Raw genomic sequence first — 14578 nt, forward strand, 5'->3', positions numbered from 1 at the left:
GCATCAGGACCGAAGGATCACCAAAATGGCAAACGCACAGCAACGCCGCATTCTTCCCACTGCAACGCCCTCGCCTTCCGCCCGCTTCACCGTCGGCCGCGACAGAAGCGGCCGCTGGATCGTCCACGACCGCGAGGGCCTCGTCGGCGGGCTCTTCATCAATGAGGCGGCCGCCCTTCACTTCGCCGCAGGGGAATGCAACTGCCCCTCCGCCGACATCCACAGGGCCGCCGCGGGCATGGTGCTCGAATTCGCGCCCTTTGCGCGCGGCAATGCAAACATCCACTAAATGCAGCCGTGCTCTCGCCGCTTTCACGCGGCGGGAGCACGAAGACATGGGTTGAAGGCCAATTTCCAACTTTTCCTTAACCGGCATGCTGGTAAAATCCTGGCGCACAGACTTCAGACGCCGCGAGACCGATGCCGAAACCGAATTTCCGCTTCACCCATTACGATCTTAGGGAACAACGCGCCGGAACGATCATCGAGGTGTCGTTGAATGCGGTGAACAATGTCCGCCTGATGACGGCCCCGAATTTCCAGCGATTCACCGAGGTTCTCGATTTCAAATATATCGGTGGCGTGGCGCGCAAATCGCCGATCAAGATCGCCGTTCCGGAAAGCGGTCACTGGCATGTCATCGTCGATATGGAAGGTCATCACGGTCTTGCGGAATCGTCCGTCAAGGTGATCGCCGCGCCGGCAAAACAGAAGACGCCGCGCGCCTCCTGACGTTCGACAGGTTTCAGCGCGGATTGCGCTCCTTGCGAAGCTTCGCCCACCATTCCAGCCGCTTGCGGATATCGCGCTCGAAGCCGCGTTCCGGCGGATCGTAGAAGATCTGGCGGCCCATCTTCTCCGGGAAATAATCCTGGCCGGAAAAGGCATCCGGCTCGTCGTGGTCGTAGCGATAGCCGTCGCCGTAACCCTCGCCCTTCATCAGCTTGGTCGGCGCATTGAGGATATGCTTCGGCGGCAGCAACGAGCCGTTCTGCTTTGCCGCCTGGCTTGCCGCCTTGAAGGCGGTGTAGACGGCATTCGATTTCGGGGCGGTGGCGAGATAGACGCAGGCCTGTGCCAGCGCCAGTTCGCCTTCCGGCGAGCCGAGATACTCATAGGCATCCTTGGCCGCGTTGCAGATCACCAGCGCCTGCGGATCGGCAAGACCGATATCCTCCACCGCCATGCGCACCAGCCGCCGGCCGAGATAAAGCGGATCCTCGCCGGCATCGAACATGCGGGCGAGATAGTAGAGCGCGGCATCGGGATCCGAACCCCTTACGGATTTATGCAGCGCCGAGATCAGATTGTAGTGGCCATCCTGCGCCTTATCGTAGACCGGGGCACGGCGCTGGACGATGCGCGTCAGGCCTTCCGTGTCGAAGCTCTCGCCTTCGCGCGCCGCGCGCCAGACTTCTTCGGCGAGCGTCAGCACCGCGCGGCCGTCGCCGTCGGCCATGCGGATCAGGCTGACGCGGGCATCCTCCGTCAACGGCAGCGGCTTCTGCTCGATCGCCTCGGCGCGCTTCAGCAGCTCCTCGAGGCTCTCCTCGTCATGCGACTTGAAGGTGAGCACACGGGCCCGCGACAGCAGAGCGGCGTTGAGCTCGAAGGATGGGTTTTCGGTGGTGGCGCCGACGAGGATGACGGTGCCATCCTCCATGACGGGCAGGAAACTGTCCTGCTGGGCGCGGTTGAAACGATGGATCTCATCGACGAAGAGCAGCGTCTGACGGCCGTCCATACGCCGCAAACGAGCTGTTTCGAACACCTTCTTCAGGTCGGCCACGCCGGAGAAGATCGCCGATATCTGCTCGAAGGCCAGGCCCGCCTCGCCCGAAAGCAGCCGTGCCACAGTCGTCTTGCCGGTGCCGGGCGGACCCCAGAAGATCATCGAGCCGAGCGAGCCGCTTTCGATCATCCTTTTCAGCACGCCATCCTCACCGGTCAGGTGTTCCTGACCGGTGACATCGGCAAGCGTCTTCGGCCGCAGCCGGTCGGCAAGCGGCCGCCTGGCGGCGACCTCCTCCGGAACGCGCGGCGCGAAGAGATCGTTGCTCATCGGAAAAATTGCCGGATGCGCTGGCCGTCGCGCTCGATCTCGACCCGCCAGAGGCCGGGGTCGCTATCGGCGATCTCGGACAGTTCGCTGGTCGACTTCACATCCGTGCCGTTGATCGAGACGATGATATCCTTCGGTTCGAAACCGAGACGGGCAGCAGGCGAATCCTCTTTCACCTCGGAGACGACGACGCCTGCCGATTCCGGCGGCATGCGCAACTCGTCGGCGACCCGCGGCGACAGGTTCTCGACGACGGCACCGGTAAATGGCGTGTGTCCGCCGATGGTGCGCTGGTCGCGCGGCGAGGTTTCCGGGGCGCGGGCAAGCGTCAGCGGCAGTTGCTCCTCGCGGCCGTTCTCGATGACGGTGAGCTTGACCGAATTACCGAGACCCGCCGTCGTCAGCCGGTAGAGCAGCGCATCCGGATGCTCGACGGAAATTCCGTCGACGGCGGTGACGATTTCGCCGGCCTTCAGCCCGGCCTTGGCGGCTGGCCCACCTTCCGAAACCTTGACGACGAGCGCGCCGCGGGCCTTGTTAAGCCCCAGCGCCTCGGCCACTTCCGAGGTTACGGCATCGAAGCTTGCGCCGACATAGGGCCGCTCGAAGGATTTGACGCCGGCATCGGCCGACGCGAGGAAGACCTTGACTAGGTTGGCGGGAATGGCAAAGCCAATGCCGTTCGAGCCGCCGCCGCGCGAGAAGATCGCCGTGTTGATGCCGATCAGTTCGCCCTTCATGTTCATCAAGGCGCCGCCGGAATTGCCGGGATTGATCGAGGCATCGGTCTGGATGAAGAAGCCGAACTCGTTCTTGATCACCTGGTTGCGGGCAAGGGCCGAGACGATACCGCTCGTCACCGTCTGGCCGACACCGAAGGGATTGCCGATCGCCAGGACGAGATCACCGACCTCGACCGTATCGGAATTGGCGATCGGCAATGTCGGAAAGCTTTCCTTAGTCTCGATCTTCAGCACGGCAAGATCGACACGGTCGTCGCGCAGCACCACCTTGCAGGGAAATTCGCGGCCGTCCGAGAGCGCCACCTTTATATCGTCGGCGCCCTCGATGACGTGATTGTTGGTCACGACAGTGCCGTTCGCCTCGACGATGACGCCGGAGCCGAGCGAAGACTGCTTCTCCGAACGGTTCGGCATCTGCTGGCCGAAAAATTGCTCGAAGAAAGGGTCGCCGGCAAAAGGCGACTGCCGCTGGACGGTCTTTTCCGCGTAAACGTTGACGACGGCGCCTGACGTCTGTTTGACGAGCGGCGCGAAGGAGAGCTGCATCTGCATCTGGCTCTCGGGTACGGTCTTTGCCGTCTGCGCATGGGCTGCGGCCGGCAGAACGAGCATGAGAGCGAATAGTGAGACGGAGGCGCGCTTGAACATGCCTTGCATGGGTATCCCTTGTGAATCCTCTTGAGGAACGTTTTAGAGCATGACGCCGAAAAGTGTGAGCGGTTTTCGGACGACATCATGCTCTAACTATCTAATGGCGAACAGGATTCAGATTTTAGGCCGACCCGGCCTAAAATCATCCTGTTCTGCTGCCCGACGCTAGAAAGGAAAGAGGGCGGAAGCATGGAGGAATAAGCCAAGAGGGCATCTTGGAAACCGGTTGAAGCCTATGCGAATTTGATTCAGAAAGATCGGCCATGCAACTGATATCAAAAGCCAAAATCTGGGCGAAGTCACTGAAGCGTGACATCGTGGCCCTATGGCTTGCCGCCCGTGACGCCCGCGTGCCTTGGCATGCCAAAGCGGTGGCCGGCGCCGTTGCCGCCTATGCGCTTTCGCCCATCGACCTGATCCCCGATTTCATCCCCATCCTGGGCTATCTCGACGATCTCCTGATCGTGCCGCTCGGTATCATGCTGGCGATCCGGCTCGTGCCGGTGGAGGTGATGAACGAGCTTCGTACGGAGGCGACAAGGCGCATCGAGCGTCCCTCCAGTCGGGCCGGACTGATCTTCATCCTTGCCGTCTGGCTCATCTGCATCATCTTCCTGGCTCTGGCACTGCGGAAGCTAGCCTGATCGGCAGCAATAGGAACATATGAATGATCACGACAAGAACGACGACAGCGGCCCTCGGCTTTGCGATCCTGCTCCTTGCATCGAACCTGGCACAGGCAGCAAGCTTCGATTGCGATGCGAAAGAATTGAAGGCGGATGAAAAAGCGATCTGCGACAACCGCGCGCTCAACGACGCCGACGTGAAGATGGCAACCACGTTCGAACTGCTCTCCGGCCTGCTGGCGATGGGCTCGCGCGGAACATTGCAGGACGAGCAGACGGCCTGGCTGAAGAAACGGCAGGAATGCGGGGCGGATGTGGCCTGTATCAAGGCTGTCTATGACGAGCGGCTGAAGCAGCTCGGCGAGACCTATAAAAACATCAACCGGCCGCTTTGAAAGCGACCGGTCGGTAGCGCAGCTGACTCTTAGTCAGCGGGTCTTAGGTGCGATGACCTACCGCGCGTTCAGATCCCGCACGGCGCCGCGGTCCGCACTCGTTGCGAAGGCGGCGTAGGCCTTCAGCGCGGTCGTGACGTTGCGCTTGCGCACTTCTGTGGGATACCAGCCCTTGGCGTCCTGCTCGGTGCGGCGGGCGGCTAGTTCGGCTTCGCTGACACGCAGGCTGATCGTGCGGTTCGGGATGTCGATGTCGATCATGTCACCTTCGCACACCAGGCCGATCGTGCCGCCATTTGCCGCTTCCGGCGAGGCATGGCCGATCGAGAGGCCGGAGGTGCCACCGGAGAAGCGGCCGTCGGTGATCAGCGCGCAGGCCTTGCCGAGGCCCTTCGACTTCAGATAGCTCGTCGGATAGAGCATTTCCTGCATGCCCGGGCCGCCCTTCGGGCCTTCGTAGCGGATGACGACGACGTCGCCGGCCTTGACCTCGTTGGCAAGGATCGCCTTGACGGAGGCATCCTGGCTTTCGAAGACGCGGGCGGGGCCGGAGAATTTCAGGATCGATTCATCGACGCCGGCGGTCTTGACGATGCAGCCGTCGACCGCGAGGTTGCCCTTGAGCACGGCAAGGCCACCATCCTTGGAGAAGGGATGTTCGACCGAGCGGATGACGCCGTTTTCGCGGTCGGTGTCGAGTTCGTCCCAGCGGGCCTCCTGGCTGAAGGCGACCTGGGTGGGAATGCCACCCGGAGCGGCACGATAGAATTTACGGACAGTTTCGCTGTTGGTGCGGGTGATATCCCAACGATCAATCGCGTCGCCCAGCGTCTCGGCATGCACGGTCGGGCAATCGCGGTTCAAGAGACCGCCCTTGTCGAGTTCGCCGAGGATCGACATGATGCCGCCGGCGCGGTGGACATCCTCCATGTGAACATCGCTCTTGGCGGGGGCGACCTTCGACAGGCACGGCACCCGGCGCGACAGCGCATCGATATCGGCCATGGTGAAATCGACCTCGCCTTCATGGGCGGCAGCAAGGATGTGCAGCACCGTATTGGTCGAGCCGCCCATGGCGATATCGAGCGTCATGGCATTCTCAAACGCCTGTTTGGAAGCGATGATGCGCGGCAGCGCCTTGACGTCGTCCTGCTCGTAATAGCGGCGGGCGAGATCGACGATCAGGTGGCCGGCCTCGACGAAGAGGCGCTTGCGGTCGGCGTGGGTGGCAAGCGTCGAGCCATTGCCGGGCAGCGACAGGCCGAGCGCTTCGGTCAGGCAGTTCATCGAATTGGCGGTGAACATGCCGGAGCACGAGCCGCAGGTCGGACAGGCCGAGCGTTCGATGGTCTGGACGTCCTCGTCGCTGATCTTGTCATCGGCTGCGGCGACCATGGCATCGACGAGGTCGAGCGCATGCGTCTTGCCGTGCAGCACGACCTTGCCGGCTTCCATTGGACCGCCCGAGACGAAGACGGTCGGGATATTGAGCCGCAGCGACGCCATCAGCATGCCGGGGGTGATCTTGTCGCAGTTGGAAATGCAGACCATGGCGTCAGCGCAATGGGCATTGACCATGTATTCGACGCTGTCGGCGATGAGTTCGCGTGAGGGCAGCGAATAGAGCATGCCGTCATGGCCCATGGCGATGCCGTCATCGACGGCGATCGTGTTGAATTCCTTGGCGACACCGCCAGCCGCCTCGATCTCGCGGGCAACGAGCTGGCCAAGGTCCTTCAGGTGTACGTGGCCGGGCACGAACTGGGTGAAGGAATTCACCACCGCGATGATCGGCTTGCCGAAATCCGAATCCTTCATGCCCGTGGCGCGCCAAAGGCCGCGGGCGCCCGCCATGTTGCGGCCATGGGTCGTGGTTCTGGAACGGTAAACTGGCATCGGTGTCTTCCTCAACGTGGCGGAATTATCAGGCGAAGCTGGGCGGCATGGAGCCTGCGGGCCGGGCAAACGCTGCTTTTTGGAATTGTCCTAATCCAATCGACGGGGGCTGTCACTACCGTCAAGGCCAAATCCGGTACGCCATGGGCCGAGCGCCATAAGGCCCATCGATCATATACGGTACGGCGCGACGTTTCGTTACAGCCTATTCCATCACGGCCGAACACAAAAAATTGGCTTCCCGTCGGTAATATTCAAGGCTTAGACACTCATCCGAATATGCGGGCGGTTCGTTTAAGGACTATATTGCAGAAATCCGCCAAGGAGATTTCGACATGCCAACCTATCGCCCGCCGAAGATCGCGTCATCGGAGATCACGCCGCGTCAGGTCTATGTGCGCCGCCGCGAATTCCTCGGCGCGGCAGCGCTTGGCGCCATGGCGCTCTACAGCGGCGGCAAGGCGAGTGCTGCGGCCCTCTCCGCCGTCGAGAGCAAGTACAAGGTCGACGAGAAACCGACGCCGATCAAGGATGTCACGACCTACAATAATTTCTATGAGTTCGGCCTCGATAAGGGCGATCCTGCAGCTCTTTCCGGCGATTTCAAGCCGCTGCCCTGGACGATCAAGGTCGACGGCATGGTCAACAAGCCAGGCACCTTCGACCTCGAGGCGCTGATGAAGGAATTCCCGATCGAGGAGCGCACCTATCGGATGCGCTGCGTCGAGGCCTGGTCGATGGTCATCCCCTGGGACGGCTTTCCGCTGGCTTCGCTGCTCGACAAGGTGGAGCCGCTCGGCAGCGCCAAATACGTCGCCTTCGAAACCGTCGTGCGGCCAGAGGAGATGCCTGGGCAGAAGGGTTTCTTCCAGTCGCTCGACTGGCCCTATGTCGAGGGTCTGCGCCTGGATGAGGCGCGCCATCCGCTGACGCTGCTGGCCGTCGGGCTCTATGGCGAAACGCTACCGAACCAGAACGGTGCGCCGATCCGCCTCGTCGTGCCGTGGAAATACGGCTTCAAGGGCATCAAGTCGATCGTCAGGATCACGCTCACCGACCAGCAACCTAAGAACACCTGGCAGGTCACCAACTCGCAGGAGTATGGCTTCTACGCCAACGTCAATCCAGCGGTCGACCATCCGCGCTGGAGCCAGGCCAGCGAACGGCGCATCGGTGAGAGCGGCTTCTTCGGCGCGAGCCGCCATCCCACCCTGCCCTTCAACGGCTATGCCGACGAAGTGGCAAGCCTTTATGCCGGCATGGACCTGAAGGCGAATTTCTGATGGCGGAACTGTCGCTCGCCATCCCGAAGCGCTGGCAGCCCGCCTCCGTCTGGCTGCTTTATGTCGTCGGGCTCGTGCCTGCGGCCTGGACTTTCTATCTCGGCGCGACCGATCAGCTCGGCGCCGATCCGGTCAAGACCTTCGAGCTTTTCCTCGGCATCTGGACGATCCGTTTTCTGATCCTGACCCTTGCCGTTTCCCCTGCCCGCGAGCTCTTCGGCTGGAACTATCTGCGCTATCGCCGCGCCCTCGGCCTGTTGACCTTCTATTACGCGCTGATGCATTTCACCGTCTACATGGTGCTCGACCAGGCGATGGATATTGCCGCCGTCATCAACGACGTGCTGAAGCGCCCCTTCATCATGTTCGGCATGGCCGGGCTTGCGATGCTCATTCCGCTGGCGCTGACATCCAACAATCTCTCGATCCGCCGCCTCGGCAAGAACTGGATCTGGCTGCATCGCCTCGTCTATATCATCGCCGCCTGCGGGGCGTTGCACTTCGCGCTCTCGACCAAGATCCTCGACCTCGAGCAATATATCTATGTCGGGCTGATCATCGCGCTGATCCTCTACCGCTCCTACCGGCCGATCGCACGCAACAGGCAGAAGGGCAAAGGGCGGACGCGCAATCGCGCCGTGGCGTCTGTTTCGTGAGACGGCAGGTTTAGCGGCGAGGACGCAACTCAGTCCGGTGTGCCGGATCGAGGGCGCAGGCCGCGGCTATGCCGATTGCATAAGCCAGCATGTTCCAAAGCGAAAATACGCGGCCAAGCAGCAGCGCGCCTGTCGTGGTCAGCCGAAACGCGTCGAGCCAAGGCGTGTGATAGAGCCGGAACAATTCCACTGAGATCGCTATGAACAGCGCTGTGACAGCAATTGCTGCCGGCCGTGACCTTGCGACAAAGAGCGCCACGAGGAGATAGACCATCGCTCCCCAGAGTGCCGATCCACCATATTTGACGACGGTGAAAGGCGGATCGGCCGCATAACCAAACCGTCTGAGCGTCAGCCCGAGCGCAATAACCGCAAGCAGGGCTGCGAGACGGAGGAACTGCGCTCGAGAGCGAGTTTCAAAGATTTCACGCAAATGACCCTGCCCTATCTGCACCTCAGCCAGTTGAACGGCTGATCTGAAACGACGCGCGGCGCTGTCGTGTACAAACAAAAACAGCCGGGCTTCGCAGCCCGGCTGTTCTGTTTCCGCCGGAGCGGAAGACCTAAGCGGCGACGGCCTGCTCTTCGGCAGCGACGCGGGCCTTGTCGGCTGCACCCTTTGCATAGGCATCGCGATCCACAAATTCGATCACAGCCATGGCGGCATTGTCGCCCTGGCGGAAGCCGGCCTTCATGATGCGCAGGTAGCCGCCGTTGCGGGTGGCGTAGCGCGTTGCGATCGTGTCGAACAGCTTCGAGACGACAGCCGCATCGCGGATCTGCGAGATCGCCTGACGGCGAGCATGCAGGTCGCCGCGCTTGCCGAGCGTGACGAGCTTCTCGACGATCGGACGGATTTCCTTGGCCTTCGGCAGGGTCGTGACGATCTGCTCGTGGGTAATCAGCGAAGCCGCCATGTTGGCGAACATCGCCTTGCGGTGGCTTGCAGTTCTATTCAGCTTGCGGCCGGCTTTACCATGGCGCATTGCTATTCTCCTTTAATGCAGGTGCCCTTACGCTAAGTGGGCCTGCCGTTTCCTGGCACATGCAGGCGATCGGCCTGCTGTTTGACGGGGAAAGGCAGCCGAAAGAGCCTGCCTTTTGTTTTTTCAGTATTGGTCTTCGTAACGCTTGGCGAGATCTTCGATGTTCTCGGGCGGCCATGCCGGCACTTCCATGCCGAGGTGCAGGCCCATGGAAGCGAGAACTTCCTTGATTTCGTTCAGCGACTTGCGACCAAAATTCGGTGTGCGGAGCATTTCTGCTTCGGTCTTCTGAATGAGGTCGCCGATGTAGACGATGTTGTCGTTCTTCAGGCAGTTTGCCGAACGGACCGACAGTTCGAGTTCGTCCACCTTCTTCAGGAGAGCCGGGTTGAAAGCGAGTTCGGTGACTGCTTCCTCTTCGGTTTCCTTCTGCGGCTCGTCGAAGTTGACGAAGACGCCAAGCTGATCCTGGAGGATGCGCGCCGCAAAAGCGACGGCGTCTTCGCCGGTGATCGAGCCATCGGTTTCGATGGTCATGTTCAGCTTGTCGTAGTCGAGAACCTGTCCTTCGCGGGTATTTTCAACCTTGTAGGACACCTTCTTGACCGGCGAATAGAGGCTGTCGACCGGGATAAGACCGATCGGAGCATCTTCCGCACGATTGCGTTCGGCCGGAACGTACCCCTTGCCGTTGTTGACGGTGAATTCCATGCGGATCTCGGCGCCCTCGTCGAGCGTGCAGATGACATGCTCGGGGTTGAGGATTTCGATATCGCCGACCGTCTGAATGTCGCCAGCCGTGACAACGCCCGGGCCCTGCTTACGCACGACCATGCGCTTTGCATCATCGCCATCCATCTTGATGGCGATTTCCTTGATATTGAGCACGATGTCCGTCACGTCTTCGCGGACGCCCGGAATCGAGGAGAATTCATGCAGCACGCCATCGATCTGCACCGCCGTGACGGCAGCACCGCGCAGCGAGGAGAGCAGAACGCGGCGAAGCGCGTTGCCGAGGGTGAGGCCGAAGCCGCGCTCCAGCGGTTCGGCAACAAGCGTCGCCCTGGTGCGCGAGCTCGAAGAGAACTCCACCTTGTTCGGCTTGATCAGTTCCTGCCAGTTCTTCTGAATCATGAGTTTGCCTTCCGTTCGTTGCCACCATCCAATCGTGGCAACCGAGCTTGAAAACCACCGGGAGCGCGCAGGCGCTCACCGGTGACGAGAGCGATGATCAGACGCGGCGCTTCTTGCGCGGACGGCAGCCATTGTGCGGGATCGGGGTCACGTCGCGGATGGACGTGATCATGAAACCTGCAGCCTGGAGCGCGCGCAGAGCCGATTCACGACCCGAACCCGGACCGCAAACTTCGACTTCCAGCGACTTCATGCCGTGCTCCTGGGCCTTCTTGGCGCAGTCTTCGGCAGCGATCTGGGCAGCGAACGGGGTCGACTTGCGCGAGCCCTTGAAGCCCTTGGCGCCAGCCGACGACCAGGCGATCGCATTGCCCTGCGCATCGGTGATGGTGATCATCGTGTTGTTGAAGGTCGAGTTGACGTGAGCGACACCCGACGAGATGTTCTTGCGCTCGCGACGGCGAACGCGGACGGCTTCCTTAGCCATGGTATTCCTTTCGTTGATCTCTTCACCGCCGTAATGCCAGCGGCTACACCGGAACGGCGCCTATATGGTCCCGCTCCAAACTCAAAAGAGGCCGGCGCAGACCGCCAGCCTCCCCACCCCGGTTTCCCGGAAATTACTTCTTCTTGCCAGCGATTGCCTTTGCCGGACCCTTGCGGGTGCGGGCATTGGTGTGCGTGCGCTGACCGCGAACCGGAAGGCCGCGGCGATGACGCAGGCCGCGGTAGCAGCCGAGGTCCATCAGCCGCTTGATGTTCATCGCGGTATCGCGACGAAGATCGCCTTCGACCTGATAGTCACGGTCGATGGCTTCGCGGATCTGAAGGACTTCTGCGTCCGTCAGCTGATGCACACGACGTTCGGCCGGGATACCGACCTTTTCGACGATTTCCCGTGCGAATTTCGGACCGATCCCGTGAATGTAGGTCAACGCGATAACAACGCGCTTCGCAGTCGGGATGTTGACGCCAGCGATACGTGCCACGCCTGTTCTCCTTGCATTCCAGTTGCCATCCGGCAAGTGGGCTTCGTTATGCGGCTCTTGAGAACCGCCCGTTCAGATTTACGTCCGTAACATGTCAAAACGACCGCACCCGGACTTCCCTGGGAAATCCGCGCCGATCGCATGGAATGTCGCGAGTTGGCGCGGTGTTTAGCGGAATCACTGCTGAAAAGCAACCGTTCCGCCAAGTTTATTTTCAAAGCCTTAAAGCTTGGAAAGAATGCTTTCGACCTCGGCCGTCACCTGATCGATTTCTGCCATGCCGTCCACGGACTTGAGTTTGCCCTTGGCATGGTAATAGCCGATCAGCGGCGAGGTTTCCTTGTAGTAGACCTGCAGCCGAGCCGTCATGGTCTCCGGGGTGTCATCGGGCCGGCGCTTGAAGTGCGTCGAACCGCACTTGTCGCACACGCCCTCTGCAGCCGGAACCTTGTCGGTATCGTGATAGACGCTGCCACACTGTGCACAGGAGTAGCGACCGGCAACACGTCGGATCAATTCGTCATCATCGACACGGAATTCAATGACGACGGAGAGGCCGAGACCCTTTGCCTTGAGCATTGCCTCGGTGGCATCAGCCTGGACGAGCGTCCTGGGGAAGCCGTCGAGAATGAAGCCATTGGCGCAATCGGGTTGATCGATGCGCTCGGAAACGATGGCGATAACGATCTCATCCGAGACGAGCTTGCCGGCGTCCATGACCGCCTTCGCGCGCTTGCCGACATCGGTGCCGGCGTTAACCGCTGCACGCAGCATGTCCCCCGTGGAAAGCTGCGGAATGCCGTGCTTTTCCACGATCCGCTGGGCCTGGGTTCCCTTACCCGCGCCCGGCGGCCCCAAAAGGATAAGTCTCATCGCCCCCTCTTTCCTCCACGCAACTTCGATTTCTTGATCAGGCCTTCGTATTGCTGCGCGATCAGGTGACCCTGGATCTGTGCAACCGTATCAAGAGTTACGCTAACCACGATCAAAAGCGAAGTCCCACCAAGGGCTAATGGAATGCCGGTTTGCGACACCAATATCTCCGGAAGGATGCAGACGAAGACGAGATAGAGCGCGCCGATCACCGTGATTCGGGTCAGCACGTAGTCGATATATTCGGCGGTGCGCTCGCCCGGACGGATGCCGGGAATGAAGCCGCCATGCTTCTTCAGATTGTCGGCCGTGTCCTTCGGATTGAAGACGATGGCCGTATAGAAGAAGGCGAAGAAGGCGATCAGCGCGCCGTACAGCACCATGTAGAGCGGCTGGCCATGGCCGAGGGCCGCGACGATCGATGTCGCCCAGGAAGGCATTGCCGTGGTGTTGGCGAAACCCGCGACCGTTGCCGGCAGCAGCAGCAGCGACGACGCGAAGATTGCCGGAATGACACCTGAAGTGTTGAGCTTCAGCGGCAGGTGCGAGGTATCGCCCTGGAACATCCGATTACCAACCTGACGCTTCGGATACTGAATCAGCAGCCGGCGCTGGGCTCGCTCGACGAAGACGATGATGCCGATGACGGCGATCGCGACGATGATGACGAGCAGGATGAGGAAGGTCGACAGCGCACCGGTGCGGCCGAGTTCGAGCGTGCCGGCAAGAGCTGTAGGAAGGCCGGCGGCGATGCCGGCGAAAATGATCAGCGAGATGCCGTTGCCGATGCCGCGCGAGGTAATCTGCTCGCCGAGCCACATCAGGAACATCGTGCCGCCCAGCAGCGTCAGAACGGTGGAAACACGGAAGAACCAGCCTGGCTCGACGACGAGGCCTTGGCCGCTTTCAAGGCCGGCGGCAATGCCATAGGCCTGAAGAGCACCGAGGATGACGGTACCATAGCGGGTATACTGATTGATAATCTTACGGCCCTGCTCGCCTTCCTTCTTGAGGTTTTCGAGCGCCGGCACGACCGAGGTCATCAGCTGCACGATGATCGAGGCGGAGATATAGGGCATGATGCCGAGCGCGAAGATCGCCATGCGCTGAACAGCGCCGCCCGAGAACATGTTGAAAAGGCCGAGAATGCCGCCTGACTGGCCGCGGAAAGCCTGGGCATAGGCTTCGGGATTGAGACCCGGAAGCGGAATATGCGTGCCGAGTCGGTAGACGAGGAGAGCTGCCAGTGTGAACCACAAGCGCTTCTTCAAATCCTCGGCTTTGGCGAAGGTCGAAAAATTGAGGTTGGATGCCAATTGTTCCGCTGCAGAAGCCATGCGTTTCTCCGCGCTACCAATTCCGGCGTCTCTGGGGGACAGACCGGACCCGGAATCAGTATGAAATTATTCAAAACCGGGCTCAGGACGGATTGCAACGCAACCCCATGCCTCACCCTTGTTTTCGAGTCTTACCGGCCTGACGCGGGCGCGCCAGCCAAGTTTTTGTGAGGCCCACATATGGGAGCAAAATCGCCCGGTGTGAAGCACCCCGGGCGATATATCATCAGATTATTATTCGGCTGCAGCAGGAGCCGAAAGCAGCGTCACGGTGCCGCCGGCCTTTTCGATCTTCTCGACGGCAGGCTTGGAGGCGCCAGCAACGACGATGGTGATCTTGGCCTTGATCTCGCCGTCGGCGAGAACGCGAACGCCGTCCTTGACGCGGCGGATGACACCAGCAGCCTTGAGGGCAGCTGCATCAACGGTCGTCTTGGCGTCGAGCTTGCCGGCGTCGATCGCCGTCTGGATACGGGCCAGCGACACGACAACAAAATCGGAAGCGAAAATGTTGTTGAAGCCGCGCTTCGGCAAGCGACGATAGATCGGCATCTGGCCGCCTTCGAAGCCGTTGATGGCGACGCCCGAACGGGACTTCTGACCCTTTACGCCGCGACCACCTGTCTTGCCCGAGCCCGAACCGATACCGCGGCCGAGGCGCTTGCGGCTGTGGGTCGAGCCTTCGTTGTCCTTAATTTCATTGAGTTTCATGAGCGTTTCCTCCGTCTCACTTCTCGTCGACGACGCGAACGAGATGCTGGACAGCACGGATCATGCCACGAACCGAAGGAGTATCCTCCAGCGTGCGGCGACGGTGCATCTTGTTCAGTCCGAGACCGATCAGCGTGCGCTGCTGGACGTCCGGACGGCGGATCGGGCTGCCGATCTGTTCGATCGTGACAGTCTTCGCTTCAGCCTTCTTGGTAGCCTTGGCCATCTGTCAAACT

18 protein-coding genes are annotated in these 14578 nt (G+C 60.9%); 6 read left to right on the plus strand and 12 right to left on the minus strand.

All coding sequences use genetic code 11. From position 1 onward, the window contains the following. The first annotated feature begins 25 nt into the window (after positions 1–25). Together A6U98_RS07170 and A6U98_RS07175 are read left to right on the plus strand one after the other, a co-directional pair. Positions 26–289: a hypothetical protein gene (locus A6U98_RS07170; RefSeq protein ID WP_064648987.1), complete on the plus strand. Its 264-nt coding sequence runs from the start codon at positions 26–28 to the stop codon at positions 287–289. Positions 290–420: 131 nt separating this feature from the next. Beyond that, positions 421–732: a DUF1883 domain-containing protein gene (locus A6U98_RS07175; protein ID WP_064648989.1), complete on the plus strand. Its 312-nt coding sequence runs from the start codon at positions 421–423 to the stop codon at positions 730–732. Positions 733–745: 13 nt separating this feature from the next. Here the strand turns inward: A6U98_RS07175 and A6U98_RS07180 are convergent, their stop codons facing one another. Together A6U98_RS07180 and A6U98_RS07185 are read right to left on the minus strand one after the other, a co-directional pair. Further along, positions 746–2062 (minus strand): replication-associated recombination protein A, encoded by a 1317-nt coding sequence (locus tag A6U98_RS07180; RefSeq protein ID WP_017991066.1) that lies wholly within the window; start codon positions 2060–2062, stop codon positions 746–748. Continuing rightward, a complete protein-coding gene (locus A6U98_RS07185) occupies positions 2059–3462 on the minus strand; it encodes a DegQ family serine endoprotease (protein WP_064648991.1) in 1404 nt (467 codons plus the stop codon). Before A6U98_RS07185 ends, A6U98_RS07180 begins: the two co-directional genes overlap by 4 nt. Positions 3463–3719: 257 nt before the next feature. On the opposite strand from A6U98_RS07185, the gene A6U98_RS07190 reads away from it, so the two are divergent. Next, positions 3720–4100: a DUF1232 domain-containing protein gene (locus A6U98_RS07190; RefSeq protein ID WP_064648993.1), complete on the plus strand. Its 381-nt coding sequence runs from the start codon at positions 3720–3722 to the stop codon at positions 4098–4100. A 23-nt stretch (positions 4101–4123) separates the two neighbouring features. Continuing rightward, a complete protein-coding gene (locus A6U98_RS07195; RefSeq protein ID WP_064648995.1) occupies positions 4124–4477 on the plus strand; it encodes a lysozyme inhibitor LprI family protein in 354 nt (117 codons plus the stop codon). A gap of 57 nt (positions 4478–4534) precedes the next feature. Here the strand turns inward: A6U98_RS07195 and ilvD are convergent, their stop codons facing one another. After that, positions 4535–6373, minus strand: coding sequence for a dihydroxy-acid dehydratase (ilvD, locus tag A6U98_RS07200; protein ID WP_064648997.1), 1839 nt, complete (start codon positions 6371–6373; stop codon positions 4535–4537). A 335-nt stretch (positions 6374–6708) separates the two neighbouring features. Here ilvD and msrP point away from each other — a divergent pair, with 335 nt between their 5' ends. Both msrP and msrQ read left to right on the plus strand, forming a co-directional pair. Further along, positions 6709–7656, plus strand: a complete 948-nt coding sequence (gene msrP / locus A6U98_RS07205) for a protein-methionine-sulfoxide reductase catalytic subunit MsrP (RefSeq protein ID WP_064648999.1) — start codon at positions 6709–6711, stop codon at positions 7654–7656. Beyond that, positions 7656–8312: a protein-methionine-sulfoxide reductase heme-binding subunit MsrQ gene (msrQ, locus tag A6U98_RS07210; RefSeq protein ID WP_064649001.1), complete on the plus strand. Its 657-nt coding sequence runs from the start codon at positions 7656–7658 to the stop codon at positions 8310–8312. The genes msrP and msrQ overlap by 1 nt, the downstream gene beginning before the upstream one ends. A 10-nt stretch (positions 8313–8322) precedes the next feature. Here the strand turns inward: msrQ and A6U98_RS07215 are convergent, their stop codons facing one another. The 9 genes from A6U98_RS07215 to rpmD form a co-directional block, all read right to left on the minus strand. Beyond that, complete coding sequence (locus tag A6U98_RS07215; protein WP_064649003.1) at positions 8323–8745, minus strand: DUF2809 domain-containing protein; 423 nt, start codon at positions 8743–8745, stop codon at positions 8323–8325. A 130-nt stretch (positions 8746–8875) separates the two neighbouring features. Continuing rightward, positions 8876–9298: a 50S ribosomal protein L17 gene (rplQ, locus tag A6U98_RS07220; RefSeq protein ID WP_003558556.1), complete on the minus strand. Its 423-nt coding sequence runs from the start codon at positions 9296–9298 to the stop codon at positions 8876–8878. Between the two features lie 123 nt (positions 9299–9421). After that, positions 9422–10432 carry a DNA-directed RNA polymerase subunit alpha gene (locus tag A6U98_RS07225; RefSeq protein WP_003547579.1) on the minus strand — a complete coding sequence of 337 codons (1011 nt, stop codon included), beginning with the start codon at positions 10430–10432 and terminating at the stop codon, positions 9422–9424. A gap of 97 nt (positions 10433–10529) precedes the next feature. Then, the gene (rpsK, locus tag A6U98_RS07230) at positions 10530–10919 is read right to left on the minus strand and encodes a 30S ribosomal protein S11 (protein WP_003547577.1); all 390 of its coding nucleotides are present in this window, start codon (positions 10917–10919) and stop codon (positions 10530–10532) included. 133 nt (positions 10920–11052) lie between these two features. Further along, the gene (gene rpsM / locus A6U98_RS07235) at positions 11053–11421 is read right to left on the minus strand and encodes a 30S ribosomal protein S13 (protein ID WP_027685037.1); all 369 of its coding nucleotides are present in this window, start codon (positions 11419–11421) and stop codon (positions 11053–11055) included. A gap of 222 nt (positions 11422–11643) precedes the next feature. Next, positions 11644–12294, minus strand: coding sequence for an adenylate kinase (locus A6U98_RS07240; protein WP_017963910.1), 651 nt, complete (start codon positions 12292–12294; stop codon positions 11644–11646). Then, on the minus strand, positions 12291–13631 hold the full coding sequence (gene secY / locus A6U98_RS07245) for a preprotein translocase subunit SecY (protein ID WP_027685039.1): 1341 nt from the start codon (positions 13629–13631) through the stop codon (positions 12291–12293). The genes A6U98_RS07240 and secY overlap by 4 nt, the downstream gene beginning before the upstream one ends. A gap of 234 nt (positions 13632–13865) precedes the next feature. Next, on the minus strand, positions 13866–14342 hold the full coding sequence (rplO, locus tag A6U98_RS07250; protein ID WP_003547567.1) for a 50S ribosomal protein L15: 477 nt from the start codon (positions 14340–14342) through the stop codon (positions 13866–13868). Positions 14343–14358: 16 nt separating this feature from the next. Then, positions 14359–14568, minus strand: coding sequence for a 50S ribosomal protein L30 (rpmD, locus tag A6U98_RS07255; protein WP_003547566.1), 210 nt, complete (start codon positions 14566–14568; stop codon positions 14359–14361). Positions 14569–14578 lie beyond the last annotated feature (10 nt).

This window comes from Rhizobium sp. WYCCWR10014, assembly GCF_001657485.1.
Classification (GTDB): domain Bacteria; phylum Pseudomonadota; class Alphaproteobacteria; order Rhizobiales; family Rhizobiaceae; genus Rhizobium.

What these genes read in the sequence shown, in the direction of transcription:
- rpsK (WP_003547577.1), bottom strand. Translation starts at nt 10,919, where the DNA reads ATGGCTAAGGAAGCCGTCCGCGTTCGCCGTCGCGAGCGCAAGAACATC.
- rplO (WP_003547567.1), bottom strand. Translation starts at nt 14,342, where the DNA reads ATGAAACTCAATGAAATTAAGGACAACGAAGGCTCGACCCACAGCCGC.
- A6U98_RS07185 (WP_064648991.1), bottom strand. Translation starts at nt 3,462, where the DNA reads ATGCAAGGCATGTTCAAGCGCGCCTCCGTCTCACTATTCGCTCTCATG.
- A6U98_RS07240 (WP_017963910.1), bottom strand. Translation starts at nt 12,294, where the DNA reads ATGAGACTTATCCTTTTGGGGCCGCCGGGCGCGGGTAAGGGAACCCAG.
- A6U98_RS07180 (WP_017991066.1), bottom strand. Translation starts at nt 2,062, where the DNA reads ATGAGCAACGATCTCTTCGCGCCGCGCGTTCCGGAGGAGGTCGCCGCC.
- A6U98_RS07170 (WP_064648987.1), top strand. Translation starts at nt 26, where the DNA reads ATGGCAAACGCACAGCAACGCCGCATTCTTCCCACTGCAACGCCCTCG.
- rpmD (WP_003547566.1), bottom strand. Translation starts at nt 14,568, where the DNA reads ATGGCCAAGGCTACCAAGAAGGCTGAAGCGAAGACTGTCACGATCGAA.
- ilvD (WP_064648997.1), bottom strand. Translation starts at nt 6,373, where the DNA reads ATGCCAGTTTACCGTTCCAGAACCACGACCCATGGCCGCAACATGGCG.
- A6U98_RS07190 (WP_064648993.1), top strand. Translation starts at nt 3,720, where the DNA reads ATGCAACTGATATCAAAAGCCAAAATCTGGGCGAAGTCACTGAAGCGT.
- msrP (WP_064648999.1), top strand. Translation starts at nt 6,709, where the DNA reads ATGCCAACCTATCGCCCGCCGAAGATCGCGTCATCGGAGATCACGCCG.
- A6U98_RS07225 (WP_003547579.1), bottom strand. Translation starts at nt 10,432, where the DNA reads ATGATTCAGAAGAACTGGCAGGAACTGATCAAGCCGAACAAGGTGGAG.
- msrQ (WP_064649001.1), top strand. Translation starts at nt 7,656, where the DNA reads ATGGCGGAACTGTCGCTCGCCATCCCGAAGCGCTGGCAGCCCGCCTCC.
- rplQ (WP_003558556.1), bottom strand. Translation starts at nt 9,298, where the DNA reads ATGCGCCATGGTAAAGCCGGCCGCAAGCTGAATAGAACTGCAAGCCAC.
- A6U98_RS07175 (WP_064648989.1), top strand. Translation starts at nt 421, where the DNA reads ATGCCGAAACCGAATTTCCGCTTCACCCATTACGATCTTAGGGAACAA.
- secY (WP_027685039.1), bottom strand. Translation starts at nt 13,631, where the DNA reads ATGGCTTCTGCAGCGGAACAATTGGCATCCAACCTCAATTTTTCGACC.
- A6U98_RS07195 (WP_064648995.1), top strand. Translation starts at nt 4,124, where the DNA reads ATGATCACGACAAGAACGACGACAGCGGCCCTCGGCTTTGCGATCCTG.